Source organism: Mycobacterium parascrofulaceum ATCC BAA-614 (genome assembly GCF_000164135.1).
Lineage (GTDB): Bacteria > Actinomycetota > Actinomycetes > Mycobacteriales > Mycobacteriaceae > Mycobacterium > Mycobacterium parascrofulaceum.
Map to the genome: position 1 here is coordinate 572,740 of NZ_GG770553.1, position 24,669 is coordinate 597,408.

A 24,669-nucleotide genomic window follows, 5' to 3' on the forward strand; every position below is an offset into this window, starting at 1 on the left:
CGCCCGCCGCCGCGGCGGAGTCCACCCCCGCGTCGGCCGCCCCGGCCACCACCGGGCTGGCCGCGGCGCCCGACCGCGGCTGGCGACGCGTTCTCCGGTTGCTGACCTTCGGCCTGGTCAAGCTGGGCCCGTCGCCCGCGCAGCAGCAGGTCGCCCAGTTCGAGGCGGCCATCCGGACCCGGTTGCACGGCAACTACAAGGTCGGCGTCCTGGGCAAGGGCGGGGTGGGAAAAACGTCGGTCGCCGCGAGCGTCGGATCGCTGTTCGCCGAACTCCGAAGGCAAGACCACGTGGTGGCGATCGACGCCGACACCGCCTTCGGCCGGCTCAGCAGCCGCATCGACCCCCGGTCGACCGGATCGTTCTGGGAACTCACCGCGGACAAGAATTTGCAGTCGTTCAGCGATGTGGTCGCGCGGGTGGGGCGCAATTCGGCCGGCCTGCATGTGCTCGGCGGCGAGCCGGCGTCCGGGCCGCGCCGCGTGCTCGACCCCGCGATCTACCGGGAAGCCGCGCTGCGCCTCGACCGCCACTTCGCGATCTCGGTCATCGACTGCGGTTCCACCATGGACGCACCCGTCACCCAGGAGGTGCTGCGCGACCTGGACGCGCTGATCGTGGTCTCCTCGCCGTGGGCGGACGGCGCGAACGCCGCCGCCAGGACCATGGAGTGGCTGGCCGATCAGGGCTTCGACGCCCTGCTGCAGAACAGCGTCGTGGTGCTCAACGATTCGGACGGCCACGCCGACAAGCGCACGCGCGCGCTGCTGGCCCGCGAATTCGTCGATCACGGCCGGCCGGTCATCGAGGTGCCCTACGACCCCCACCTGCGGCCGGGCGGCGTCATCGATGTGACCCGCGAAATGGCGTCGGCAACGCGGCGGAAGTTTCTCGAGGTCACCGCCACTATCGCCGGCTATTTTGCGGCGCGCCCCCACGATCGGCGCCCGGACTAGGTCCTCTCTGCGGCGTTCCCCAGCCGCGCCGACGCGTCCGCGATCGCCTCGAGCTTGGCGATCCGGGAGCCGCGGATGGTCAACACGATGACGGCGAACAGGCGGCGCCCGGTGAAGGCCAGCAGCGCCGGCCCCCCGGCGGGGCCGCTCACCAATGTCACGTCCGGCCACAGGTAGCGCAGCAGGTTGGTGGCCACCGCTTGCGGCCCGTGGTTGATCTGCGGGGGCGGTGCCGGGTCGGCGAGGATCGTGCCCACCCCCCACACCGTCGGGTCCAGCACGGCGACCAACCCCGCGATGTCACCGTTGGCGCACGCCGTGATGAACTTCTCGGTCACCAGCTGATGCTCGGCTGAGGCGACCTCATTTGTTTTCGGTTGCGCCGCAACAAATTTAGCTCGTGCACGCCGCGCCAGCTGACGGCAGGTACCCTCCGGGCGACCCACGGTCTCGGCGATCGATTCGAAAGGGACACCAAACACGTCGTGCAGCACGAAGGCGACGCGTTCCCCGGGGCTGAGCCTGCGCAGCACCTCCAGCAACGCGGTCCGGACCTCGTCGTCGAGCGTGACGCGGTCGGCCGGGTCGGAGCGGCGCGGCGCCGGCCGCTCCTGCACCTCACCCGGGCGTTCATAACGGACGCGGGCCGAGCGCACCTGGTCCAGGCAGAGCCGGCTCGCGACCACCGTCAACCAGCCGCGGACGTCCTCGATCCGCTCGATCTCGGTCCGGGAGAATCGCAGGAACGCTTCCTGGGCAACGTCTTCCGCGTCACCGACATCCCCCAGCATTTGGTAGGCAAGATTCACCAGGTACGGGCGGTGACGGCGCCAGGCCTCGGCGACCTGTTCGCTTCCTGACTGCGACCGGTTCATGACTCTTCGACGATATGCAGCGCCGGAAAGTTACGGGTTCTTCCCGCGTAACTTTCCCGGCTTCCGCCCCGTCCTTGGGGCACGCAGAAATTCGAAAGGAGCCAGCCATGACGATCGTGGTAACCGGGGCGACCGGCAACGTCGGACGGCCTCTCGTTGCGGCGCTCGCCGCGGCGGGGGCGCCGGTGCGGGCGGTCACCCGTGCGCCGCAGGCTGTGGGGCTGCCCGCCGGCGTGGAACCGGTCGGCTCGGCGGCCGAGGCCCTGCCCGGCGCGTCGGCGGTGTTCCTCAACTCCCGGGCGCTGGGCGATGACCTGGAGTCGGTGGTCGCCCAGTGCGTCCGCGGCGGGGTGGGGAAATTGGTAGCGCTCTCGGCGATCAACGCCGACGACGACTTCTCCCGGCAACCGTCCCGCTTCCGCGGCGACCGCAACAAGGAGGTCGAGCGGGTCGCGGTCGACTCCGGGGTGGCCTGGGTGAGCCTGCGGCCGACCGTCTTCGCGACGAACTTCGCCGGCATGTGGTCACCGCAGATTCGCACGGGCGACGTGGTTTTCGGGCCGTATGCCCGCGCCTCGACGGCGCCGATCGTCGAGACCGACATCGCCGAGGTCGCGGCGCGCGCCCTGCTCACCGATGAGCTTGTGGGGCAGCGGATTCCGCTGACGGGCCCGCAGGCGTTCACCAATGCGGAACTGCTCGGGACCATCGGCGCCGTGCTGGACCGGCCGCTGCAGTACCACGAGATTCCGAACGCCGCGGTGCGCCAACGGTTCCTCGGGTTGGGCTTCACGGCCGAGTTCGCCGATGCCTACATCGCCATGCTCGCCGCGACGCTCGACGCGCCCGCACTGGTCACCCACGACGTGGAGAAGGTCCTCGGCCGGCCGGCGGTCCCGTTCGCCCAGTGGGTCGCCGAGCACCGCGACGTCTTCGCCCGCGCGACATAGCCAGGAGGTCGGCATGTCCGAACCGCGTCCACCGCGCTACCTCAAGCCCATGAACAAGGTGATGATGGCGGTCCAACGACTCGGGATACCCACCGGGCCGGCCATGGTGTTGACCGTGCCCGGCCGCAAGTCCGGGCGGCCCCGCAGCACCCCGATGACGCCGTTCGAGTTTGAGGGCGAGCTCTACGTCGTGGCGGGTTATCCCGGTGCCGACTGGGCGGCCAACGCCAGGGCGGCGGGCACGGGCACGCTCAGCCGGGGCCGCCGGTCACGACGGGTCCGGATCGTCGAACTCTCCGCCGCCCAGGCGCGGCCGGTGCTGCGGGATTCCCCGCCAAGGTCCCCGTCGGCGTCTCCTTCGCGAAACGATCCGGGATGGTGCGCAACGGAACGGCCGACGAATTCGAAGCACTGGCGGGGCGGCTCGCCGTCTTCCGCTTCGAGCCGGCGTAGCGGCCGCCGCCGTCCAGTGGATGTCCGTTACCAGACCATGGCCGCCATGTCACGGTTGTCCGAACACACGCTGCGCACCGCGGCTTCGATGTCGGGGGCGGTGATGATCTGCAGATCCTCGACCGTCACCTCCTGGCCGGCGCGCTTTTGCGCGACGACGCGGGTGTCCCGGAACCCTTCCGCGCGTTCGATGACGTTGCGGGCGAAGCGGCCGTTCTGCATCGCGTCGATGCCGTGCCGCCCACCGGGCGTCGTGTAGTTACGGATGGTGGTGGCCGCGTCCAGGAACGTCGCCCGCGCCGCGTCGTCGAGCTTGCTGGCGCGCGGTGTGGCGTAGCGCTGGCCGATCTCGACGATCTCGGCGGGCGAATAGGACTCGAATCGCAGCTTGCGGTTGAACCGGCCGGCCAAACCGGGGTTGACGGTGAGGAATTCGTCCACCTGGTCCTCGTAGCCCGCGCCGATGAAGCAGAAGTCGAAACGGTGCGCCTCCAGCGCGACGAGCAATTGGTTGACGGCCTCCATGCCGATCATGTCGGGCGTCCCGTCCTGGTGCCGTTCGATCAGGGAGTAGAACTCGTCCATGAAAATGATTCGCCCGAGCGACTTTTCGATCAGCGCATTGGTCTTGGGCCCCGACTCGCCGATGTAGTGACCGCAGAAGTCCGGGCGGCGGACTTCCCGGATTTCGGGGTGGCGCACGATCCCCATGCCCGCGTAGATCTTGCCCAGCGCTTCGGCGGTGGTCGTCTTACCGGTGCCCGGCGGGCCCACCAGCAGCATGTGGTTGGTCTGCCCCTCCACCGGCAGGCCGTGCTCGAGGCGCATCATCCGCACCTCGAGCTGGTCCTCGAGCGCCGACACCGCCTGCTTGACCGCCGCGAGGCCGACCTGCTTGGCGAGCAGCGCGCGGCCCTCCGCGAGCAGCTCGGCGCGCCGGTCCGCGGTGGCGTCGTCGTCGAGCTCGTCACGGCTCTTGGCCGTCGACGCGTCCCAGCGATCGGTGCGGCTGGCGATCGTCTGCTCGTCGGTCACGACCAGGTGCAGGTTCGGGTCGGCCAACGCGGCCTTGGCGGCCTCGGTCAGGACCCCGTTGATGGTGGCCTTCGACAGCCAGACCTGGGCCTTGTCCTCCTCACCCAGCTGGCGGTGCACCATGCCGCGCACGTAGGCCAAATCGGCGACCAGCAACGGGATATCGGCCGGACCGATGGAGGCGGTCAGCACGTCGGCGTCGAAGCGGCCCGACGCGTTGGTCTGTCCGATCACGTCGACGCGGTCGAGCCAGTCCAGCGCCACCCGGCCCTGCCCGAGATGCGCGGCGGCGTGGGCGGCCAGCGCGCAGATCGACGCCGTCACGGCCGACATGACGATGGCCTGCGGGGGCAGCTCCTCGGCGGCCGTCAGCAACACGTCCGGCCAGCGCTGCGTGGTGTACATCAGGAACGCCCGGGCCAGCTGGTGCCACTGGTGGTTGGCCCACGAGTCCAGCAGGTCGCGATTGGCCAGCAGCCTGTCGGCCTCGGCGTACTCCCCGGCGATGGTCAGCGCCGACGACAACGCCAAGCCCACCTGGGAGGCGTCGGTCACCGTGATCCCGATGTAGGGGCCCAGCTGGATCTCCGCGGCGAGCGTCTGCCCGATACGGGTCGTCTCGCGGTGCAGCCACTCGCTGGCGGCGTAGAGCTTCTTCAGCGAGGCCAGGTCGTTGTCGCCGCAGGCGACGCGGCCCAGCCACGCGTCGGCCATCGACGGATCGGCGTCGGTGGCCGCGACGAACTCGGGCAGGGCCGCCGCCCGGCCCTGCCGGCTCCTGATCGCCATCGCCCGGTCGAAATGCCTGCGCGCAGTTTGCAGATCACCCATTACGTGCCTTCGAATCCTTCACGTTCTACATGACCGACATGGTGACCGGCTCGAGACTCACGTAGCGGTTCTCGGCGCGGAACATGTCCATCTCGGCCAGCCAGTCCTTGCCCGCCGCGCTGACCCGCACCATCGCGGGACCGACCTGCTCGATGATCACCTCGAAGTTGTGCCGGTGCGCCTCGGGCAGCCGGGTGCCGGACGGGGCGATGGTGAGCACCGTCGCGGGTCGCGGGGTGGGCGAGATCGGGGCGACGTGCTCCACGACGCTGACGGTGGTGCGCGGCGCGGGCCGGGCCGTGCCGACGACGGCGATCTCCGGCATCCGCACGGTGGCCCAGCGCGTCGTGTCGCGCGTGTGCACGCACACCCGCTCGCCCGCGCCCGCGGTGCGGATCACGATCCGCTTGGCGACCGGGTCGTCGGCGGCCACGAAAACCCGGGACAGCTCACCGGCGTCCGTGACGGGGACCAGCAGCCGGTCACCGTTGCTCAGCTTGCCGATCAGCACACCCGAGGGCCCGATCTCGGTGAGCAGCTGCCCGGGCAGCGGGCTGGGACGCAGCGCCCGCAGGTACGGTCGCGGGCCGCACATGTTGGCCGCCGCGGCGGCCGCCTGTTCCCCGTTGAGCCGGCGCAAAATCACGCTGGGCGGGGTGGGCGCCGGCGTCGGGGTCCGCACGGTGATGGTCGCGGTACAGGTGGCGTCGGGATACACGGTCACGTTCTGGATGACCTCGTCGGCGCGCAGCGTCCACGCCTGCGACAGGACGCGCGACGTGATCGCCTCGGCGGGGTACGCGTACGTCGTCATCCAGCCCGCTTCCCCGCGGATGGCCTTCCACCGCTGCGCGTCCCCCTCGACGGCGTCACAGCCCAGCCGGCGATCGAGCTCGGCCAGGTCGGTGGCGGTGGCCACCTTCGCCCGCAATCCCTGGCAACGCAGCAGCCCGGCGATCCGCTGCGCCAGCGAAATGGCCGCGGCGCCAACGGTCGTGCGCCAGCGCAGCGCCTGCGTGTTGTCGATGATCGACAGCCGCATGATCAACCAGGTCTCGCGCCGGCCCGCATAGGGCGGCGTGCCGATCTCCGAGTCGTACACCCGCGGGTAGTCCCCGATATTGCCGTGCCGGGAGCCGAGGGAGACGACGCTGATGGAGTCGAGCTGCAGCCCCAGCGCCTGGCGCATCATCGGCACCAGCTCGACGACGTCGATGACGTTGTCGGTCTCGACGGTCACCGAACCGGTCACCGTGGTTGCCTGGTGCGCCCGGCCGAGCAGCTGCACCGCCACCACCGCGACACCGTCCTGCACCCGAACCCCGCCACCGGATCGGTTGTTGGCCACGGTGATCGGGGCGTCCCAGCTGATCGGGCGCCGGCCGCGCCGCCACAACACCAGCCACGACCACGCCGGCTGGCCCCACCAGCGGACGAACACCAGCGCGATGCCGACGGCCACGGCGATCGCCGCGCCGATGTAGCCGCCCACGGCCCAGCTCGCCGCCGCGAGCACGAACACCACCCACACCCCGAGGACCCGCCGATTGCTACCGGGGCTGAACCCGGTCAGCGTGGACCTCACCGCGCCCTCCTCAGCCGCGAAGCGACCGCGGCCACGAGCACCCCGGCGGCCACCGCGCCGACGAACCCGATCGCGATGTCGCGGGCCCGGTGGTCGGGCGGCGGGGGCGGCGGGGCGGGCCTGATGACGCGGCTCTGCGCGCCCGGGGGCATCCGGTCACCCGGCGGGATGTTGAACGTCAGCGCCGCAACGGGATCGACCAGCCCGTAGCCGACCTTGTTGTCCACCCCGGCAGGCGGATTGTGCGCCGACTGCACGATCCTGTTGATCACCTGATGCGCGGTCAGGCCGGGAAATTTCGCCCGAACCAGCGCCGCGACGCCACTGACGTAGGCGGCCGAGAAGCTGGTGCCCCAGAACGGCATGTTCTTCTCGCCCGGCCTCGACGGCGGGTAGGCGTTGACCGGCCCGCCGCCCTGCGGCGAGAGCCCCATGATGTGCGTGCCCGGCGCCGCGACCCCCACCCAGGGGCCCGACATGCTCTTGTCCAGCGCGGCGCCGGTGGCGTCGACCGCGCCGACCGACAGGACATAGTCGGCAAACCAGGACGGCGACGAGACGACCTTGACCTGATGCCAGTCCCGGGGATCCGACGGCTCCAGCGGGTCGTACGTGGGGTTGTTGTTGCAGCCGGCTTCCCCGTCGTTTCCGGCCGCGGCGACGACCACCGCGTCCTTGACCGTGGCGGCGTACCACAGGGCCGCGCCGAGCGCCCGCTGGTCGGCAGGGGCCGCGGCGGGCAGGCAGGCGGTGACCGAAATGTTGATCACCTTCGCCCCCATGTTGGCGGCGTGCACCACCGCGCGCGCCACGGTGTTGAGCGTGCCCGCCTTCACCTTCTCGTCCGAGTTGGGGTCACCCGGTGGGGGATTGACGGGCTCAAAAGCCCTGGAGGACTGGCGAATCGAGATGATCGTCGCGTGCGGGGCGACTCCCACCACCCCGTCGGGCGCGCCCGGCGGGAGCGGGGGCACCGCGGGTTCGTCCTCGGTCTGCGGATCCGGCGGCCCGTTGGAGATGGCGGTGGCACCGCCGCCCTCGGGCGGCGGGGCGGCGGGGGCGGCGGCGGGATCACCTGGGTGATGGTCACCGGCGGGGGTGGGGGCGGCGGCGCCACCGGCGGCGGGACCTCGACCGGCGGGGGCGGGGCGCCGTTGGCCGGCGGCGGGCCGGCCGGCGGGGGGAACGCCGGGGTCGACGGCATCGGCCGCGGCATGGGCAGAACCCCTTGCGGCGCAGCGGCGATGATCGAACCCACGATCGTTCCGTGCGCGTCGCAATCCGACAGGCCGTCCTCGCCCATGATGTAGTCGCCGCCGGGCACGGCCGGGAGCCGGGGGTTGGGCGAGATGCCGGTGTCGATGACGGCCACCGGCACACCGTTGCCGGTGCTGTACTGCCAAGCCTTGCTGATGTTGAGCAGATTGAAGCCCGGCGCCAGCTGTGCCACGTCGGGATTCCGCACGGTGATGGGCGTCGAGCAGCTGTTGGCGCGCCGCATCGGTTGCTCGGGTCGGGGTGGCCCGTCGGGCGGCACCATTCCCGGGTCGACCTGCGGTGGGGTGATCGCTTGGGCGGCAGGGATATTCGCGGACAACGCGACCAGGGTGACGGCGGCAGCCGCCGCCGCGGCCCTCTTCAGTGGCGAATCCACGTAAACAGCCCTCCCAGGGCCGCCGCCGCCGGCAGCAGGACGATGAACGCCAGTACTTCCACCCACTCCACGGTCAGCCGGATGAACGGCCGGAAGCGCACCGTCGGCACCAACAGCGCCGCGGCCAGGCCGCATGCCGCGAAGGCGGCCACCGCCACCGCGGGCCAAAGCAATCCGCTCACAACATCTTTCGGCTCGGCGATGGCGTATTTGACCACCCCGGCGCACACCGCGGCGGCCGCCCCGCAGGCGAGCGCGACGGCCTGGTACTTCGCGGCGAACCCGCGGCCCTGGGTGATGAAGATGCCCACCACCAGGCCGGCGACCACCAGCGCCAGCCACGCCCACGGGCGCCCGGGCGTCAGCACCCCCCACACGGCGGCCGGCAGGACGATCGACACCCCCACGCAGACACCGACCTGAACCGCGTTGACCAACCGGGCCGAGGCCGCGACCGCGGCGCCGCGCGCCGTGATGTCGGTCAACTCGTTGTCCTCGTCCTCGGATTCGTCCTCGCTGACCGGGGCGACCGTGTCGACGGGCATGCCCTCGCGGCGCGCGAACAGGTCACGCCCGGTGATCGACCCGAAGTGCGGCGGCCGCACCCGCGCCACCCACAGCGCGATCAGCGGGGTCATCCGGACCAGGATCAGCAATCCGACCAGCACGCAGATGGCCAGCACCTGGGCCGAGGCCGGCCGGAACATCCGGACCGCGGCAACCGCGGCGAGGATCCCGCACACCGTCACCACCGCGGTCACGATCGCGGTCTGCCACCGCTTCCGCGTCATCACCCCGATCGCGATGGCGCCCAGGATCACGATCACCAGGCCGATCAGCCCGTGGGCCGCTCCCAGCGTGCCCGGCGGCGCGCATGCGCCCGCGACGGCCAGCAACACCACTGCCAGCCAACCGAACCCGCTGAACAGGTCGCGCCGCTCCCGCCAGCCCCACCAGACGACGGAGGTCGCGACCACCAGCAGGACGCCGACCGCGCCCGCCACCGCGGCCGGGACGGGATTGTCGGTGAACGTCCGGGCCCGCAGGGTCAGGGCCACCACGACCCCGGCCGCCATCGCGATGATCGCGACGGCGGTGTGCGCGGCCGTCAGCGGCGTCACCGGGGCGAACATCCGGTCTCCGCCTTCGCGGCCGAGCCATTTGCCCATGGCCGCCAAGCCGCTCGACAGCGACTCGTACTGCGGTTCAAAGGATTCGCCGGCCACCCGCGGCACCAGCACCAGGGTGTCGCCGTCCTGCACGCCCAGCTCGTCCAGGCTCTTGTTGATGTCGAGCCGGACCCCGTTGATCTTGTGCAGTTCGTAGCTGCCGGCCGGCAGCGTAATGCCTTCAAAGCCTTTGCGTTTCAAGTCCGCGTCGAACAGTTCGACCATTCCCTCGAAGAATCCCTCCACCGGAATTCCAGCGGGGAACACTTGTGAGCAGAGATGCTTCTCGTAGGAAATGTTGACCGCACAGCGCGCCGGGAAAGCGACCTTATGCGCTGATGTCACGGTGCCGTCCGCTCCGCATCTGGAATGTATTTGTCGGCCAGGCCGGCGGTGATTTCAAAAAGTCGCAACCGCGTCTTTTTCTTTAATTCATGAACCGTGTCGATCAGCCCGCCTTTGGCCAGGTGGGGATCGAACGGCATCTCTTCGACGGTCGCGCCCACCTTGCTGAACCGCTCGGTGAGGTACGCCAGCGCATCCTTGTCGGTGATCTGGTCGGTGTGGTTGATGATCACGGTGCTGCGGGAGACGAGCTCGTGGTAACCCTGCGACCGCAGGTAGTCCACCGCCCGCAGCACCGGGCGGGACCGGTCCGCGGTGATGCCGGAGACGAACACCAGGGTGTCGGTGTTCTCCAGGACCGGCTTCATCACCTCGTGTTCCAAATCCGGAGAGGTGTCGACGATCATCACGGTGTGGGTTCGCCGGAGCCGCGACAGCACACCGGAGAACATCGCCGGCACCAACGGCCGGGGCTGGTCTGACGTCCGGTTACCGGCCAGGACGTCGAGGCCGATCGGGTTCTGCCCCAAGTGTTCACGGATGTCCGCGTAGCCCTGGACGTCGGTGTCGTTGATGATGGCGGTGTAGTCACCCGGCGGCGATTCGTCGATGCGGTCGGCCAGCGTGCCGAAGCCCGGGACCGCGTCGATCGCAATCACGTTCTGCGGGCGGCATTCCCGGAACACGCCGCCGATGCACGCGACCATCGTCGAGACCCCGACACCGCCCTTGCCGGAGACCACCGTGATGACGTACTGCCTCCGGATGTGCCGCCGGATACGGTTCTGCAAATCCCGGTAGTGCCGCTCGGCCGGCGATTCGCCGGGGTTTATTTTCTTAAAAGAGATGACGTAGATGAATTTCCGCCAACCCGAGCCCGGAGGAATCTTTCGCGGCGCTGCCAGATCGGTAATGCGCATGGTGTCGGACACCGAATCCGGGAAGTTGCGGCCCCCTGACGGATCCCCCCGTCTGAGCGCCCCTTCGTCCGACATATTCGGGTCATTCCAAGGGCTCGTCACGTCGCGATGCTAACACGCTCGGCGATACCGCGTTTACCGATCAAAAAACCCCTTCAAGTGCGTAAGGGCTTGCTATTCCACGGCATTGGTTAACCGACTCATCTTGCGTCAGTTGAGAAGCCGGCCTCCGCTCAGACCACCCGTCGATAGGAGTACCAGTCCTCGCCCGCGGGCAGCCGGCGGATCAGTCGCTGCACCGCCCCACTGATGTCGCTGCGTGAGCCGGGCGAGAGGATCTGGTAGCGGCGCTGACCCGAGATGACGTTCTCCACGCAGACGCGGCCCGCCGGGGTGTCGATGATGGACACGGTCGAGTCCCCGACGGCGATCCGCGCCATCTCGTCCGGCCCGACGCCGGCCTGCAACCCGACGATGGCCGCGTGCGCCGACCGCGCGGGATCGGCGGCCATGGAGACGATCTGCAGCTGATCGACGTCGAGGTTCTGGCTGAGCAGGAAGGTCCGCAGGCTGGCGGCGTCGCGCACCGAGGCCAGCAACTGTTCGGTATCGAGAGTGACCGGCTTGAGCGGCGCCACCTCTGCCACCCCGCACAGCCGCTCGACCTGACCCACCACCAGGTCGCTGGCCCCGCTCTCGTTGCTGGCGGTGCCGGCGGGATAGAGGCGTATCAGGTCACCGTGGCGCTCCAAAACCACCCACCAGGAAGCGAATCGGCAAATGGCCGCGCGGGTCGCCTCGCGGCCGGGGACCGTGATGGTCACCAACAGCCCCAGGTCGCGCCGCAACAGCACGGTGAGCCACTCGCGGATCATCGGGTCAACGTTGCCGGCCTCGTCCAGCGCACCCGCCGCCTTCAACTCCGCCACCACCGGGTGGCGCAGCGCGCGCTCGGGGGTGTCCAGGCGCGGCAGCAGCGGGCGCAAGCCAAGCTCGGGGCAGGTCTGCTCCACCCCGGTCACCGCCTGCAGCACCCACAGGCCGTCGACCGTCGTTGTCAGCATGTTGTTTTCCTCAGCGGGCAGGACACCGAAGGTGGGGCACACACGTCCGGCGCGCCTGCCCCACCTTCACCTGCCCTGGGTCAGAACAAGCCGGCGATGTGCTGGTCGGTGCTGAGGGCGCCGTCGAGCACGTGCGATGTGGTCTGCCCGTGCTGGCGGATCGTGTCGATAAGCCCCTGCAGCCCCGACAGCATCTGTGCCTGCGCCTCGAAGAAGCCCGACGCGCCATGGCCGGCGAAGAATTCCTGCAGCGCGTTGGTGCGGTTCGAGGTGTCATCGAAAATGCCCTGCAGCTGACCGGCACGAGAAGCGACATCCGTGGCGAAGTCGGCCACGGCTCCCGGGTTGTATGTGATCGGATCCGACATTGTTACTTCCTTTCAGAAAACCGTTTATGGATTGAGGAATGAGCGGGCGGAAGTCAGGATCCGCCGTGGCCGAATAAAGCGCTGAAAGCGTGCGAAGAATCCGCCTCGTGGCCTTCCATCAGGGCGGCCGCCTGCTTGAGGCCTTCGGCCAGCCGGGTGCCGCCGTTGAGCACCTTGTTCAGGTCGTTTTGGACCTCGATGGCGGTCGCGTGCGACGCGACCACCGCGTCACCGGACCAGGTCGACGGGTTCATCACGTTTTCCTGATTTGCGACGTACCCCTGGCCGATCCCAATCGCGTGTTCCATGTTCGCCTGTATCGCATTGGAAGTGTCGCGAAGCATTTGCGGTGTCACCTTGATTGTCACTGAATTCTCCTTCTCCGGTTGGCCGCCCCCCGTAATGCCTGGGGCATGGAGCGAAGTGTATGGCGGCTATTTATACCTGTCGATTCACCCTCAGCCGGGCCGGCTTCACACTCGATCGTCGACGACCCGCACCGTCGCGGGCTGTTCGGATTTGTCTCGGGATCCGCGCTCTCCTCCCGCCCCATGCCCCACCGGCATGCCGCCCATCGGTGTGCCGCCGCCGACCGTGGTGGTCTGCGGTCGGATCGCCTCGGCACCCAACGCCCCGCTTGGCCGCAGCCCCACCGGCCGGCCACTGCCACCCGGTTCGAAGGCGCTGACCGGCCGGGTGAAGCTGGTCGCGGGCATGCCCGCACTGCCCAGGGACGCCGCCCCGCCGCCGCCCGACGCGCCGACGGCCGACACCTCGGTCGCGGAGACCGCCGAGACCCCGGTCGCCGCCCCGCCCATGGCGCCGGGGTTCGCGAACATGCCCATCATCGACTGCAGCGGCTGCATCATCTGCATCGGCGCCTGCATCATCTGCATCGGCGCCTGCATCACCTGCGGGACCGCCCCCATCATCGACTGCACCGGCTCCATGAACGAGCCGGCCTGACTCATGAAGTCCTGTCCGCCCGACGCCGCCTGGCCGGCGCTCGATGTCCCCTGTTGCACGCCCTGAAAAGCGGAGCGCATGCCGTCGCCCGCACCGACCTGCGCGGCGGCCTCGCCGACCGCCGCGGCCGCCTGTGCCGGTGCCGCCGGCGACGCGCCCATACCCGCGACCGGTGGCGGGATGGCGAGGCTTTGGGTCAGCGACGTGAGAATCGCCCCGTAACTTGCCCCGACGGCGGAGTTGTTGGGCCACATCACCCCGAAATACTGGACGTCGAGCGACACGATCCGAGGGGTCAGCGCCCCGAGCACCAAGGGATTGATGCCGTTGTCGACTCCCCATTCGTCCCTGTTGGCGATGCATTCGGGCGCGGGGCGCATCGCGCCGTTCGCCGTCTGATATGCGGAGATCGCGGTGGCAACGACCGGCCCCTTGACGTCCACCCACCCGGCCAGCCCGTGCAGCGAGGCGTTGAGCATGGTGACATTCGCGACCGACGCCACTGAACCGGCGCCCAACCAACTCGCCGACGTCGTGGCGGTGTTGATCGCCGAGGCGACGCCTGAGGCGTGGTGGGTGGCTGCCAGAGCCATCCAGGCGGCCTGGTTGGCCAGGTGAGTGCCCACCCCGACGCCGCCCTTCAGCAGCAGATCGTTTTCCTCAGGCGTACGCGCAGCCCAACCCGGATCGGCCATGCGTACTTCCCCCTTTAGACGATCGGGCCCCTGTTAGACGATCGAGCTCAGCAGCATCGCGGCCTGGCGAGCGGCTTCCGTCGCGGCGGTGGTGCCCGCCGCGAGCCCCTGGGCGCCGGCGAACAACCCGCGCTGCGCCGAGTGCTCGGAAACCACGCCCAGATAGCTGGCGCCGCAGGCGTTCAGCGCCGCGGCGAACATCGCCGAGTCGGGGTCGCTGCCCATCGGCAACGTTCCCAGCAGGGCCGGCGCCGCCGCCGAGGCCGCCGCCTCGGTTTCGGCGCTGATGGCTGACTCCGCGCCTGCCGATGCCAGAACCGCCTCTGGCTGCATCGACATAGTCATGATTTCCCTCCGATTGCTCAGCGTCATAAGACGGGCTTGGCGCATCAGTCTAGTGCGGTTCGACCGTCCGTGTATTCACTAGCTTTCCTCCCGGTCTGCCGGCGGAATTATGCGATTGGCTCTGCCCGGCGGTATTCCCGTTATGAGTCATCCGTCAAACAACCTCGTATGCCACTGCAGACACACTGGTCACGGCGGCGACGCCGAAACGCGCAGTCCGGCTTTGTCATGCAAATGGATGGCGGCAGTGACGGGAAGTCCATCGCCGATTGTTTTGCGGCCCTTGACGGCGAATTGCCGAAGGACCGCGACAGTTTTCGCGCCCGCGTTTAAAAGCGGCCGGCGCTACGCGGGACCGCGCCCGTCGCCGGCCAGGTTCAGCAGCAGCCGGGTGCCGCCGAGCGGGCTGGTCTGCAGGGCGGCGGTGCCGCCGTGCAGTTCGGCTTGCTGGGCGACCAGCGCCAGCCCCAGCCCGGATCCCGACCGCGACGCCGTCGATCCCCGCGCGAAGCGCTCGAAGACGGTGGCGCGCTCGGACTCCGGGACCCCCGTTCCGTCGTCGTCGATCGCGATCTGGACGCCCTCGCTGGAGCTGCCCACGGTGAGCAGGATCTTGCCGGCGTTGCCGTGCTTGACGGCGTTGGCGATCGCGTTGTCGATCACCAGCCGCAGACCGGTGGGCAACCCCACCATCAACACGGTCGGCGACGGCACCAGCGACACCTCCACCTCGGGATAGACGCGCAGCGCGTCGTGCGCGGCACGGTCCAGGAGTTCGGTGATGTCGAACGGGACGAAGTCGTCGACGGTGGTCAGCTCGCCCTGCGCGAGCCGTTCCAGCGCCGTCAGCGTCCCCTCGATGCGGCTCTGGGTGCGGATGACGTCGCCGATGACCTCCTGGCGCTGCTCGCGCGGCAGGTCCAGGGTGGACAGCACCTCGAGGTTGGTGCGCATCGCCGTCAGCGGGGTGCGCAGCTCGTGCGAGGCGACCGCGGCGAAGTCGCGGGCCGACTCGAGCGCGGCCTTCGTGCGCTGCTGCTCCTTGCCGATGCGCGCGAGCATGCCCTCGACGGCTTCGGCGATCTCCACGGCCTCACGCACCCCGCGCACCTGGACCTCGTCGGGGCTGGACTGGGCGTTGATGGCGCGGGCCTGCTGGGCCAGCAGCAGGAACGGGTTGACCATGATCAACGAGATCACCCAGCCGACGACCACCGTGCCGCCGATGACGCTGGCGCAGATCAACAGCACCCGCAGGTGCAGTTCGTTGATGCGGTGTTGGGCCTCGGCCAGCGGGGCGGCCAGCGCGATCGAGGCGGGCCCCGCCGAGAAGGTGCGGACGCGGTATTGCACCCCGTCGATGGTGGTGTTGGCGTATCCGTTGGGCAGCTTGGGCAGCTTGATGTTGCTGGGCACCGACACCGTCACGTCGCCGATGCGTGCGGTGCGCACCAGGTTGCCGTCCGGCATGGGCTGGTCGGGGCTGGCGTGCTCCACGTTGTTGAGCAGTGAGTTGATGTCGCCCAGGCTGCTCACCGAGTCGAGCCGGCGGTCGAGCTGGCTGTACTGATCGTTGGTGACACCCACCCACACCCAGGTGCCCAGCAGCACGACCAGGGTGATCACCGACAGCGCCGCGACGACGACGATGGTGCGCAGCGACAGCACCCGCATCGGCAGCTGGACGTGCGGTAACACGGGAATGTCGGGCTCCTCTGTGCGGCTCGCGGCGCCGGGCGGGCGACGGTGTCGACCGGTCATCACAACCCTCACACCGATACCGACTCGCCGCGTTCAGGCGTCATGGCGTTTCGCAGAGAATCTAGCGCCAATCTTCGGCCCGGCGTCCGGCGCCGGCGATCGCCCGTCGACATTTTGCCGTCACTCCGGTGAGTGAGTACTCTCTCACCATGCTCGCCTCCGGACGCGACCGGCTGCTGGCCGCGGCGCTGAAGCTCTTCGCCGAGAAGGGTTACGCGGCGACGTCGGTGGCCGACATCCAGCGGGCGTCGGGGCTGGCGCCGGGGTCGGGCGCGCTGTACAAGCACTTCGGCTCCAAGCGCGAGCTGCTCGAGGCCGCCGTCGCCTACCGGATCGACAGCATCGTGGCGGCGCGCGAGCAGTACGACGCGGGGCAGCCCGGCAGCGTCGAGCGGGCGGTGCGCACCGCCGGGCAGCTGATCTGGAGCAACCTCAGGCAGAGCGAGGACCTGCTCAAGGTCATGCTGCGTGAGCCCGACGAACTCGGCGACCTCGACGAGAAGACGTGGCAGGTCATCACCGACAACGCCTACCAACGGTTCGCCGACGAGCTCGCCGCGTCGAATCGTTCCGGCCGCACCCGCATTCCCGACCCGGAGGCGGCCGCCGCCGTCGCCATCGGCTCGCTGTCCTACGCCGCGACGCTGCAGGCGCTCACCGGCCGGCTGCCCGGCAACATCGACGAAGAGCGGTACTTCGAGGCGTGGGTCAGCCAGACCGTCAGCGTCCTCGCCCAATACGGAACCCCCAAAACCCGTTGAACAACACAACATTTCAGGAGTAGAGCCGTGACTTTCTCACTGCAACTGACCGACGACGTGATCGAGGTGCGCGACTGGGTGCACAAGTTCGCCGCCGACGTCATCCGGCCCGCCGCGTCCGAGTGGGACGAGCGGGAGGAGACCCCATGGCCGGTGATCGCCGAGGCCGCGAAGGTGGGGCTGTACTCCCCCGACTTCTTCGCGCAGCAGGCGGCCGAACCCACCGGCCTGGGCATGCTCACCGCGTTCGAGGAGATGTTCTGGGGCGACGCGGGCATCGCGCTGTCCATCATGGGCACCGGACTGGCCGCGGCGGCCTTGGCGGGCAACGGAACTCCCGAACAGCTGGGTCGCTGGCTGCCCGAGATGTTCGGCACGGCCGACGAGCCGAAGCTGGGTGCGTTCTGCTCGTCGGAGCCCGACGCCGGCTCCGACGTCGGAGCGATCCGCACCCGGGCGCGCTACGACGAGGCCACCAACGAGTGGGTCCTCAACGGCACCAAGACCTGGGCGACCAACGGCGGCATCGCCAACGTGCACATCGTGGTGGCGTCGGTCTACCCCGAGCTCGGGACCCGCGGCCAGGCCACGTTCGTCGTCCCGGCGGGCGTCGCCGGGTTGGCCCAGGGCCAGAAGTTCAAGAAGCACGGCATCCGCGCGTCACACACCGCCGAGGTGGTGCTGGACAACGTCCGGCTGCCCGAGGACCACATCCTCGGCGGGCGGGAGAAGTTCGAGGCGCGGATCGCGCGAGTCAAATCGGGCGCCTCCGCACGCAGCCAGGCGGCGATGAAGACCTTCGAGCGCACCCGCCCGACGGTCGGCGCGATGGCCGTCGGCGTGGCCCGCGCAGCCTACGAGTACGCCCTCGACTATGCCTGCCAGCGTGAGCAATTCGGCCGCAAGATCGGCGAATTCCAGGCGGTCGCGTTCAAGCTGGCGGACATGAAGAGCCGCATCGACGCCGCCCGCCTGCTGGTGTGGCGGGCCGGCTGGATGGCCCGCAACAACCAGTCGTTCGACGCGGCGGAGGGGTCGATGGCCAAACTGGTGGCCAGCGAGACGGCGGTCTACGTCACCGACGAGGCGATCCAGATCCTGGGCGGCAACGGCTACACCCGCGACTATCCCGTGGAGCGGATGCACCGCGACGCCAAGATCTTCACCATCTTCGAGGGCACCAGCGAGATCCAGCGCCTGGTCATCTCGCGGGCGCTGACCGGCTTGCAGATTCGGTAGCGGCCGGCATCCCGCGGTCCGCACCGCGGCGGCCGCGCGACATGATGGCCGGATGAGCACCGACATCCGGGCCCTCGACACCGAGGATGATCTGCTGGCCGCGGCCAACGTGTTTCGCGTCGCCATGATCGGCTTCCCGCCGTTGCCGGAGCTGCCGCCCGGCCAGATCGCCCAGCTGCTCGAGCCCGGCCGCACGCTCGGGGCATTCGTCGGCGGGCAACTCGTCGGCACCGCGGACGCGGTGACGAGCCGCATGACGCTGCCCGGCGGGGCGCTGGTGGGGCACGCCGCGGTCACGCACATCGGGGTGCTGCCCGCGTTCACCCGGCGGGGCGTCGCCACCGAGCTGATCCGCCATCAGTTGCGCGACGTCGCCGCGCGCGGTGAGGTGGTGGCGTCGTTGCGCGCCTCGGAGGCGACGATCTACGGCCGGTACGGATATGGCGTCGCCAGTTCGTCGCAGACGGTCGAGGTGCACACCGCGCGGGCGGCGCTGCGTCCGGGCGTCGGCCCCGGGGGGCCGGTGCGGTTGGTCGACACCGCGCAGGCGTGGGACCTGCTGCCGCGCGTCTACGCCGAGAACCGCCCGTCGCGCCCGGGAAGCATCGACCGGCCGGACGCGTGGTGGCGCGGCCTGCGGCTGCGTGTCGAATCGTCGCCGCAGCCTTCGTATGTCGCCGTGCACGGCGATCCGGGAGCCGAGTCGGGCTTCGCCCGCTACCGGCCCGTCGACACCGACAGGTGGTTCGTCAGCGACCAGCGCACCATCGCGGTCGAGGACTTCTTCGCGCCCACCCCGGCGGCCTACCTCGGGCTGCTCCGGTTCCTGCTGGGGCTCGACCTCATTGACCGCGTCGTGTTCTGGATGCTGCCGATGGACGATCCGCTGCCCTGGCTGCTGGCCGATCGGCGGGCCGCGCGCGTCACCGCGGTGCACGACGAAACGTGGCTGCGCGTGATCGATGTGCCGCGTGCGCTCGGGGCGCGCCGCTATGCCGGCGATGCCGCCGTCACGCTCGATGTCAAAGACTCTGTGTTGCGGGACAATTCGGGGCGCTTCGAGGTGTCCGGGGACGGCGCCGAACGCACCGGGCTGCGGCCGCAACTCGAGGTCGGCGTCGAGGGGCTGGCCGCCGTCCTGCTCGGCGGCGCGACCTGGCGCGACCTCGCGGTCGCGGGGCTGGCCCGGGCCGACGACCCGATGGCGATTGCCGTGGCCGATCGGCTGTTCGCGGTGCCGCAGTCGCCACACGCCGGGTTCTTCTTCTAGCCGCGCGGGTATGCGGTCCGCGTGATCCTCATCGTCGGCGCCGGGGTGTGTGGGCTGGCCGCGGCCTACGAGCTGGCGCGGCGCGGCGAGCCCGCCCTCGTGCTCGAACGCGGGCGGCCATTCGGCGAGCAGTCCGCCGGGCCGGCCCGCATCTTCCGGACCGCGCACCGCCGGCCGGCGTTGTGCCACCTCGCGCTGCGGGCCCGCGCCGGCTGGCTGCGCTGGCAGGACGAGCTGGGCGCGGGCCGGCTGCTGGGTCCGGAGGGGTTCATCGCGGCCGGCGCCTGCGACGAGACCGCGGCCGCGATGGCGGCAGCCGGCGCGGAGTTTTGCTGGGTGGATCGGGCGGAGATCGCCGCCCGGATCCCGTTCGCCGCCCCACCGTGGGAGGCCGGCGTGCTGGACCCGCTCGGCGGCAGCCTGCGCATCCGCCGGGCGCTGTCGGCGTTGGCGCGGCGGGTCGAGGTCCGGCGCGGCGACGTTGTGGCGGTCGCCGACGACGGCGCGGCGACGCTCGCCGACGGCACCGTGCTGCGGGCCGACCGCGTGCTGATCTGCGCCGGGGTGCGGACGCCTGCGCTCTTCGGGCCGCTCGGCGTCGACTTCGCCCCGCACACCCGGTTCGCCTACGCGGGCGCCGACGCGACCGGCGCGGCCTGCCTGTCGGCGCCGGAGGGTTACGGGCTGCCGCTCGGCGGCACGGGCCGGTGGGCGTTCGGACAGGAGGCGCCGGACCCCGCGGCGGTGCGCGCGCTCTTCCCGGCGCTGTCGCCGGTCGGGCGGGTGGACTGCGTGACAATCCGCGCGCCGTGGCTCGACCCGGGGGGTGACGGCTGGACCGTGGCGCGCCGCGGTCGGGTGGTCGCGTTCGTCGGCGCCAACCTGATGAAGTTCGGGCCGCTGCTCGGCGAACTGCTGGCGCGGGCGGTACTCGAAGACGAGCCGCCCGGCGAGCTGGCCGTCACCTGAGTCGGCCGGAATTCACCTCAGCGAGTAGCGGATTGGCAGGTGCTTGAGGCCGCCGACGAAGGTCGTGGCCATCAGCTCCGGTTCGCCGGCGAGCTCGATCGACTTGATCCGCGGGACGAGCTCGGAGAAGAAGCTGTTGATCTCCATCCGGGCCAACGCGGCGCCCAGGCAGAAGTGCACCCCGTAGCCGAACGACAGGTGCTTGTTGGGATCGCGCCCGACGTCGAACCGGAACGGGTCGCTGAACACGTCCTCGTCGCGGTTGGCCGAAACGTAGGACAGCAACACCGATTCGCCCTTGGCGATCGGCACACCGCGTACCTCGGTGTCGGCCTGCGCGGTTCGCATGAACTCCTTGACCGGCACCACCCAGCGGATCATCTCCTCGACCGCGGTGCCCATCAGCCCCATGTCGTTTCGGAGTCGTGCCAGCTCGCCGGGGTTTTCCAGCAGCGCCAGCATGCCGCCCGCGATGCCCGCGCTGGTGGTGTCGTGGCCCGCGCTGGCCACGATCACGTAGTACGAGGCGGTGTCCATGTCCGACAACGGCTCACCGTTGATCGTGGCGTTGGCGATCGCGGAGGCCAGGTCCTCGGTCGGGTGTTCGCGGCGCGACGCGGTGAGCGCGGCGAAGTAGTTGAAGAAGTCGAGCAGCACGGCGAGCATGTCCTCGGTGGTGGCGCCCCGTTGAAACTCGCTGTCGTCACCACCGAACATCTCCTGCGTGAGCTTGAGCATGCGCGGGAAGTCGGACTCCGGCAGCCCGAGCAGCGACAGGATCACATACAACGGGTAGTTGACGGCGACCTCCTGGACGAAGTCGCACTCGGGTCCCTTCTCGACCATTTTGTCGACATAGATCTTGGCCAGCTCGTCGACGCGAGACTTCAAGTCGCGCATGACCTTCGGCCTGAACCAATCGGCGCCGATCTTCCGCATGTCGCGGTGGTGCGGGTCGTCCATGTGGATCAGCGTGCGCAGGCCGATGCCGGCCTCCATCTGGGCGTGCAGGACGTCTTCGCCTTCGGACACCATCAACAGTGGGCGCGGATCGTTGGTGAACAGGTCGTTCTGCCGTTCGATGTCCATGACGTCGGCGTGCCTGGTGATCGCCCAAAACGGTTTGTAGCCTTCGGCTTCGACCCAGGAGACCGGCGCGTGGGCCCGCAGGTAGGTCAGCGCCTCGTGTAACCGCTTCTCGTCGGCGTAGGCCGATGGGTCGGCCAGCACCCGCGCGGCCTCATCCATGATCCGGGTACCCATCTGGTTCTCCTCAGGTGCGGTGGCCGATCAGGGCTTCCACCCCTCCTGGGCCGGCGGTGCTCGCCGCGTCGGGTCGATGTTCGTCGCTCGGCGGTCACCGGTCAACACCGCATCCCACGATCGCGCGAATTTCGGCCGCCGGCATTGGAAAGGCTTTCCTTCCTACGGGCGCATCGCCCGGGATTCGCCCGGATTTAGGGCCGTTCGGCCCTAGGTCGGTGCGGTGTGGCCTCGGAATACTTGGGCGGCTTGATGATTACCGGTCCGGCATCCGGACGTGTGGAGGTAACGCATGACCGCTGAGGCGCCGCCCACCGCCGCCCTGGAGGCCCGCCGGCCGTTTCCCGATCGCATCGGCCCCAAGGGCAACCTGATCTACAAAGTCATCAGCACGACCGACCACAAGATGATCGGCATCATGTACATGGTCGCGTGCTTCGTCTTCTTCTTCATCGGCGGCCTGATGGCGCTACTGCTGCGCCTCGAGCTGGCCCGGCCCGGGCTGCAGTTCTTGTCGAACGAGCAGTACAACCAGCTGTTCACCATGCACGGCACGGCGATGCTGCTGTTCTATGCGACGCCCGTCGTCTTCGGGTTCGCCAACCTGGTGCTGCCCCTGCAGATCGGCGCGCCGGACGTGGCGTTCCCGCGGCTCAACGCGTTGTCGTTCTGGCTGTTCGTCTGCGGGGCCCTGATCGCATTGGGCGGCTTCGTCATTCCCGGCGGCGCGGCCGATTTCGGGTGGACCGCATACACCCCGCTGTCCGATGCCGTGCACAGCCCCGGCGCGGGTGGGGACCTGTGGATCCTGGGGGTGGGCGTCGGGGGCCTGGGCACCATTCTTGGGGCGGTCAACATGATCACGACCGTGGTGTGCCTGCGCGCGCCCGGCATGACCATGTTCCGCATGCCCATCTTCACCTGGAACATCCTGGTCACCAGCGTGCTCGTCCTGATCGTCTTCCCCCTGCTGACCGCCGCCTTGTTCGCCCTGGAGGCCGACCGCCGCCTCGGCGCGCACATCTACGACCCGGCCAACGGCGGGGTGATGCTGTTCCAGCATTTGTTCTGGTTCTTCGGGCATCCGGAGGTGTACGTCATCGCGCTGCCCTTCTTCGGCATCATCTCCGAGATCGTCCCGGTGTTCTCCCGCAAGCCGCTGTTCGGCTACACCACGCTGGTGTACGCGACGCTGGCGATCGCCGCGCTGTCGATAGCCGTATGGGCCCACCACATGTACGCCACCGGAGCCGTGCTGCTGCCGTTCTTTTCGTTCATGACGTTCCTGATCGCAGTGCCGACCGGCATCAAATTCTTCAACTGGATCGGGACCATGTGGAAGGGGCAGTTGACGTTCGAGACACCGATGCTGTTCGCGATCGGCTTCCTGCTGACGTTCCTGATCGGCGGGCTGACGGGCGTGCTGCTCGCCAGCCCACCGCTCGACTTCCACATCACCGACACCTATTTCGTGGTGGCGCACTTCCACTACACGCTGTTCGGCACGATCGTCTTCGCCACCTATGCGGGCATCTATTTCTGGTTTCCGAAGATGACCGGGCGCCTGCTCGACGAACGACTGGGCAAGCTGCATTTCTGGCTCACCTTTGCAGGCTTCCACACCACCTTTCTGGTCCAGCACTGGCTGGGCGACTCCGGCATGCCGCGCCGCTACGCCGACTACCTACCGACCGACGGTTTCCAGACCCTCAACCTCGTCTCCACCATCGGAGCGTTCATCCTTGCCGCCTCCGTGCTGCCGTTCGTGTGGAACGTGTTCAAGAGCTGGCGCTATGGCGAGCCCGTCTTGGTGGACGACCCGTGGGGTCACGGCAACTCGCTGGAGTGGGCAACCAGCTGCCCGCCGCCGCGGCACAACTTCACCGAGCTGCCCCGGATCCGTTCGGAGCGGCCGGCTTTCGAGCTGCACTACCCGCACATGGTGGGGCGGATGCGCGCCGAGGCCTACGTGGGCCGCCGGCGAGTCGCGAGCGCGACCGCCGCTGCGGGCGCAGTCGCACCGGACGGGCCCCGATAAGCTCGCCAGTCCGGCTTCAATCGCGGGCATGCGGTCGAGGACCGTCAGCCGTGCGGCGCCTCGGAGATCTTGGTGTCCGGCTTGCCCAACGTCTGGCAGTACGTCAGCGCCGACAGTCGGGTGGCCGAGATCTCGGCATTGGACGGGTCCGTGCCGTTCTTGTCCTTCAGCATCTTGCTGACTTCGTCGTTCTGCTTCTTCTCGTCCTGCGAGGTGAAGTCCTTGCACTTGGTGTCGCCGCCGGTGTTGATGACCTGTGAGGCCGAACACGCGCTGCACAGCAGCACGGCGATGGCGAAGGTGGCGGCCGCGATTTGCTTCATCGTTTGCCTTCCTGGAGCTTCAGTAGTGGTATCAGTACACCAAATCGGCCGATTTGAAACCCTCCGGTCCGGTAGCCCCCGGCGACTGGGTCGTTTGCGCGGCGGGCGGCCGGCGGGCGAACGGGAATAACTGCCCGGTCCGCACGGTCTTCTAGGGGTCGTCGCTCCGAACGCATCCGAACCCGAAGGGGGAACCGTCGGTGTCCTGGTCCAACGGGTCCGCTCCGCCCTCGCCGGTGGCCGCCCGGAACGCGGGCGATCGTCCGGATCAGGACCGGGGCGTGTTCGTCGGCGTGCTGGTGCTGTTGCTCTCGATCGGCTGGGTCGCCAACCACTTCGTCGCGTTGATGCCCCTGCTGAGCGTCCGGCAACATCTGAGCCCGGCCACCCTCGAGGCGATCTTCGGCGTCTACGCACTCGGGCTGCTGCCGGGTCTGCTCGCCGGCGGGCGCGCATCGGACGCGTTCGGACGCCGCTCGGTGGCGCTGGCGGGTTCGGCGACCGCCGTGGTGGGGACCGTGGCGATGCTGTGCTCGCAGCAATACGACGTCCTGCTGCTGGGCCGCCTGATCGTCGGGCTCGGGGTGGGGTTGGCCATGAGTTCCTGCACCGCGTGGGCCTCCGACCTGAAGGGTCCCGCCGGCGCGGCCACCGCCGGGGCCGTGTTGATGGGCGGCTTCGCGATCGGACCGTTCGCGGGCGGGTTGATCGCCGAGGCGGGCCCGTCCGGCATTCGGTTGTCGTTCGGGATCGCGGCCGCCGTCGGGGTGGCGGCGATGGCGGCCGCGGTCGTCGCGACGCGGCGGGTGGGGGCCGCAACGCCGGGAACCGCAC

At 69.4% G+C, this 24,669-nt stretch carries 21 protein-coding genes and 2 pseudogenes; 9 read left to right on the plus strand and 14 right to left on the minus strand.

All coding sequences use genetic code 11. The annotated features are described in order from the left end of the window. On the plus strand, positions 1–956 hold a 956-nt coding region (locus tag HMPREF0591_RS02790), incomplete at its 5' end, for a MinD/ParA family ATP-binding protein (RefSeq protein WP_007166882.1). Here HMPREF0591_RS02790 and sigI read toward each other — a convergent pair. Beyond that, on the minus strand, positions 953–1,831 hold the full coding sequence (gene sigI / locus HMPREF0591_RS02795; RefSeq protein WP_007166883.1) for an RNA polymerase sigma factor SigI: 879 nt from the start codon (positions 1,829–1,831) through the stop codon (positions 953–955). The two genes, HMPREF0591_RS02790 and sigI, sit on opposite strands and share 4 nt — an antisense overlap. 107 nt (positions 1,832–1,938) lie before the next feature. Between sigI and HMPREF0591_RS02800 the strand changes: the two genes are divergently transcribed. Both HMPREF0591_RS02800 and HMPREF0591_RS30655 read left to right on the plus strand, forming a co-directional pair. Then, positions 1,939–2,781 carry an NAD(P)H-binding protein gene (locus tag HMPREF0591_RS02800; protein ID WP_007166884.1) on the plus strand — a complete coding sequence of 281 codons (843 nt, stop codon included), beginning with the start codon at positions 1,939–1,941 and terminating at the stop codon, positions 2,779–2,781. Positions 2,782–2,794: 13 nt separating this feature from the next. Then, a pseudogene (locus tag HMPREF0591_RS30655) lies at positions 2,795–3,234 on the plus strand (nitroreductase family deazaflavin-dependent oxidoreductase). A gap of 27 nt (positions 3,235–3,261) precedes the next feature. On the opposite strand, the gene eccA reads toward HMPREF0591_RS30655, so the two are convergent. From eccA to HMPREF0591_RS02860, 11 genes and pseudogenes are all read right to left on the minus strand, one after another. Continuing rightward, on the minus strand, positions 3,262–5,100 hold the full coding sequence (gene eccA / locus HMPREF0591_RS02805) for a type VII secretion AAA-ATPase EccA (RefSeq protein ID WP_007166885.1): 1,839 nt from the start codon (positions 5,098–5,100) through the stop codon (positions 3,262–3,264). 25 nt (positions 5,101–5,125) lie between these two features. After that, positions 5,126–6,685, minus strand: a complete 1,560-nt coding sequence (eccE, locus tag HMPREF0591_RS02810; protein WP_007166886.1) for a type VII secretion protein EccE — start codon at positions 6,683–6,685, stop codon at positions 5,126–5,128. Next, positions 6,682–8,339, minus strand: a pseudogene (gene mycP, locus HMPREF0591_RS30225) (type VII secretion-associated serine protease mycosin). The gene eccE and the pseudogene mycP overlap by 4 nt, the downstream one beginning before the upstream one ends. After that, on the minus strand, positions 8,324–9,853 hold the full coding sequence (gene eccD / locus HMPREF0591_RS02825; protein WP_083801923.1) for a type VII secretion integral membrane protein EccD: 1,530 nt from the start codon (positions 9,851–9,853) through the stop codon (positions 8,324–8,326). The pseudogene mycP and the gene eccD overlap by 16 nt, the downstream one beginning before the upstream one ends. Beyond that, a complete protein-coding gene (locus HMPREF0591_RS02830) occupies positions 9,850–10,875 on the minus strand; it encodes a MinD/ParA family ATP-binding protein (RefSeq protein ID WP_085981514.1) in 1,026 nt (341 codons plus the stop codon). Before HMPREF0591_RS02830 ends, eccD begins: the two co-directional genes overlap by 4 nt. A 131-nt stretch (positions 10,876–11,006) precedes the next feature. Further along, positions 11,007–11,837 carry an ESX secretion-associated protein EspG gene (locus tag HMPREF0591_RS02835; protein WP_007166891.1) on the minus strand — a complete coding sequence of 277 codons (831 nt, stop codon included), beginning with the start codon at positions 11,835–11,837 and terminating at the stop codon, positions 11,007–11,009. Between the two features lie 80 nt (positions 11,838–11,917). After that, entirely contained in the window at positions 11,918–12,205 is a 288-nt protein-coding gene (locus tag HMPREF0591_RS02840) for a WXG100 family type VII secretion target (RefSeq protein WP_007166892.1), read from the minus strand. A gap of 53 nt (positions 12,206–12,258) precedes the next feature. Next, entirely contained in the window at positions 12,259–12,573 is a 315-nt protein-coding gene (locus HMPREF0591_RS02845; protein ID WP_007166893.1) for a WXG100 family type VII secretion target, read from the minus strand. Between the two features lie 105 nt (positions 12,574–12,678). Beyond that, positions 12,679–13,866, minus strand: coding sequence for a PPE family protein (locus HMPREF0591_RS02850; RefSeq protein ID WP_007166894.1), 1,188 nt, complete (start codon positions 13,864–13,866; stop codon positions 12,679–12,681). 33 nt (positions 13,867–13,899) lie between these two features. Then, complete coding sequence (locus HMPREF0591_RS02855) at positions 13,900–14,211, minus strand: PE domain-containing protein (RefSeq protein ID WP_040621717.1); 312 nt, start codon at positions 14,209–14,211, stop codon at positions 13,900–13,902. A gap of 345 nt (positions 14,212–14,556) precedes the next feature. Continuing rightward, positions 14,557–15,885, minus strand: coding sequence for a sensor histidine kinase (locus HMPREF0591_RS02860; protein WP_040621720.1), 1,329 nt, complete (start codon positions 15,883–15,885; stop codon positions 14,557–14,559). A gap of 236 nt (positions 15,886–16,121) precedes the next feature. On the opposite strand from HMPREF0591_RS02860, the gene HMPREF0591_RS02865 reads away from it, so the two are divergent. From HMPREF0591_RS02865 to HMPREF0591_RS02880, 4 genes are read left to right on the plus strand one after another with little or no spacing between them, the layout of a single operon-like run. Then, positions 16,122–16,733, plus strand: coding sequence for a TetR/AcrR family transcriptional regulator (locus HMPREF0591_RS02865; RefSeq protein WP_040620973.1), 612 nt, complete (start codon positions 16,122–16,124; stop codon positions 16,731–16,733). Between the two features lie 27 nt (positions 16,734–16,760). Beyond that, positions 16,761–17,972, plus strand: a complete 1,212-nt coding sequence (locus HMPREF0591_RS02870; protein WP_007166898.1) for an acyl-CoA dehydrogenase family protein — start codon at positions 16,761–16,763, stop codon at positions 17,970–17,972. A gap of 52 nt (positions 17,973–18,024) precedes the next feature. Beyond that, complete coding sequence (locus HMPREF0591_RS02875) at positions 18,025–19,242, plus strand: GNAT family N-acetyltransferase (RefSeq protein WP_007166899.1); 1,218 nt, start codon at positions 18,025–18,027, stop codon at positions 19,240–19,242. Positions 19,243–19,263: 21 nt separating this feature from the next. Beyond that, the gene (locus HMPREF0591_RS02880; protein ID WP_007166900.1) at positions 19,264–20,211 is read left to right on the plus strand and encodes an NAD(P)/FAD-dependent oxidoreductase; all 948 of its coding nucleotides are present in this window, start codon (positions 19,264–19,266) and stop codon (positions 20,209–20,211) included. Positions 20,212–20,223: 12 nt separating this feature from the next. On the opposite strand, the gene HMPREF0591_RS02885 is transcribed toward HMPREF0591_RS02880, so the two are convergent. Beyond that, positions 20,224–21,474, minus strand: coding sequence for a cytochrome P450 (locus tag HMPREF0591_RS02885; protein ID WP_007166901.1), 1,251 nt, complete (start codon positions 21,472–21,474; stop codon positions 20,224–20,226). 292 nt (positions 21,475–21,766) lie between these two features. On the opposite strand from HMPREF0591_RS02885, the gene ctaD reads away from it, so the two are divergent. Next, positions 21,767–23,512: an aa3-type cytochrome oxidase subunit I gene (gene ctaD, locus HMPREF0591_RS02890; protein ID WP_007166903.1), complete on the plus strand. Its 1,746-nt coding sequence runs from the start codon at positions 21,767–21,769 to the stop codon at positions 23,510–23,512. 44 nt (positions 23,513–23,556) lie between these two features. On the opposite strand, the gene HMPREF0591_RS02895 is transcribed toward ctaD, so the two are convergent. Further along, positions 23,557–23,835 (minus strand): hypothetical protein, encoded by a 279-nt coding sequence (locus HMPREF0591_RS02895; protein ID WP_007166904.1) that lies wholly within the window; start codon positions 23,833–23,835, stop codon positions 23,557–23,559. 200 nt (positions 23,836–24,035) lie between these two features. Between HMPREF0591_RS02895 and HMPREF0591_RS02900 the strand changes: the two genes are divergently transcribed. Then, positions 24,036–24,669, plus strand: a 634-nt coding sequence (locus HMPREF0591_RS02900; RefSeq protein ID WP_244268785.1) for an MFS transporter, incomplete at its 3' end; no start/stop codon positions are given.

Bases quoted from the DNA above. Each gene is read 5' to 3' on its own strand.
- sigI (WP_007166883.1), bottom strand. From the start codon at position 1,831: ATGAACCGGTCGCAGTCAGGAAGCGAACAGGTCGCCGAGGCCTGGCGC.
- HMPREF0591_RS02800 (WP_007166884.1), top strand. From the start codon at position 1,939: ATGACGATCGTGGTAACCGGGGCGACCGGCAACGTCGGACGGCCTCTC.
- eccA (WP_007166885.1), bottom strand. From the start codon at position 5,100: ATGGGTGATCTGCAAACTGCGCGCAGGCATTTCGACCGGGCGATGGCG.
- HMPREF0591_RS02835 (WP_007166891.1), bottom strand. From the start codon at position 11,837: ATGCTGACAACGACGGTCGACGGCCTGTGGGTGCTGCAGGCGGTGACC.
- HMPREF0591_RS02840 (WP_007166892.1), bottom strand. From the start codon at position 12,205: ATGTCGGATCCGATCACATACAACCCGGGAGCCGTGGCCGACTTCGCC.
- HMPREF0591_RS02850 (WP_007166894.1), bottom strand. From the start codon at position 13,866: ATGGCCGATCCGGGTTGGGCTGCGCGTACGCCTGAGGAAAACGATCTG.
- HMPREF0591_RS02855 (WP_040621717.1), bottom strand. From the start codon at position 14,211: ATGACTATGTCGATGCAGCCAGAGGCGGTTCTGGCATCGGCAGGCGCG.
- HMPREF0591_RS02860 (WP_040621720.1), bottom strand. From the start codon at position 15,885: ATGCGGGTGCTGTCGCTGCGCACCATCGTCGTCGTCGCGGCGCTGTCG.
- HMPREF0591_RS02865 (WP_040620973.1), top strand. From the start codon at position 16,122: ATGCTCGCCTCCGGACGCGACCGGCTGCTGGCCGCGGCGCTGAAGCTC.
- HMPREF0591_RS02875 (WP_007166899.1), top strand. From the start codon at position 18,025: ATGAGCACCGACATCCGGGCCCTCGACACCGAGGATGATCTGCTGGCC.
- HMPREF0591_RS02885 (WP_007166901.1), bottom strand. From the start codon at position 21,474: ATGGGTACCCGGATCATGGATGAGGCCGCGCGGGTGCTGGCCGACCCA.
- ctaD (WP_007166903.1), top strand. From the start codon at position 21,767: ATGACCGCTGAGGCGCCGCCCACCGCCGCCCTGGAGGCCCGCCGGCCG.
- HMPREF0591_RS02895 (WP_007166904.1), bottom strand. From the start codon at position 23,835: ATGAAGCAAATCGCGGCCGCCACCTTCGCCATCGCCGTGCTGCTGTGC.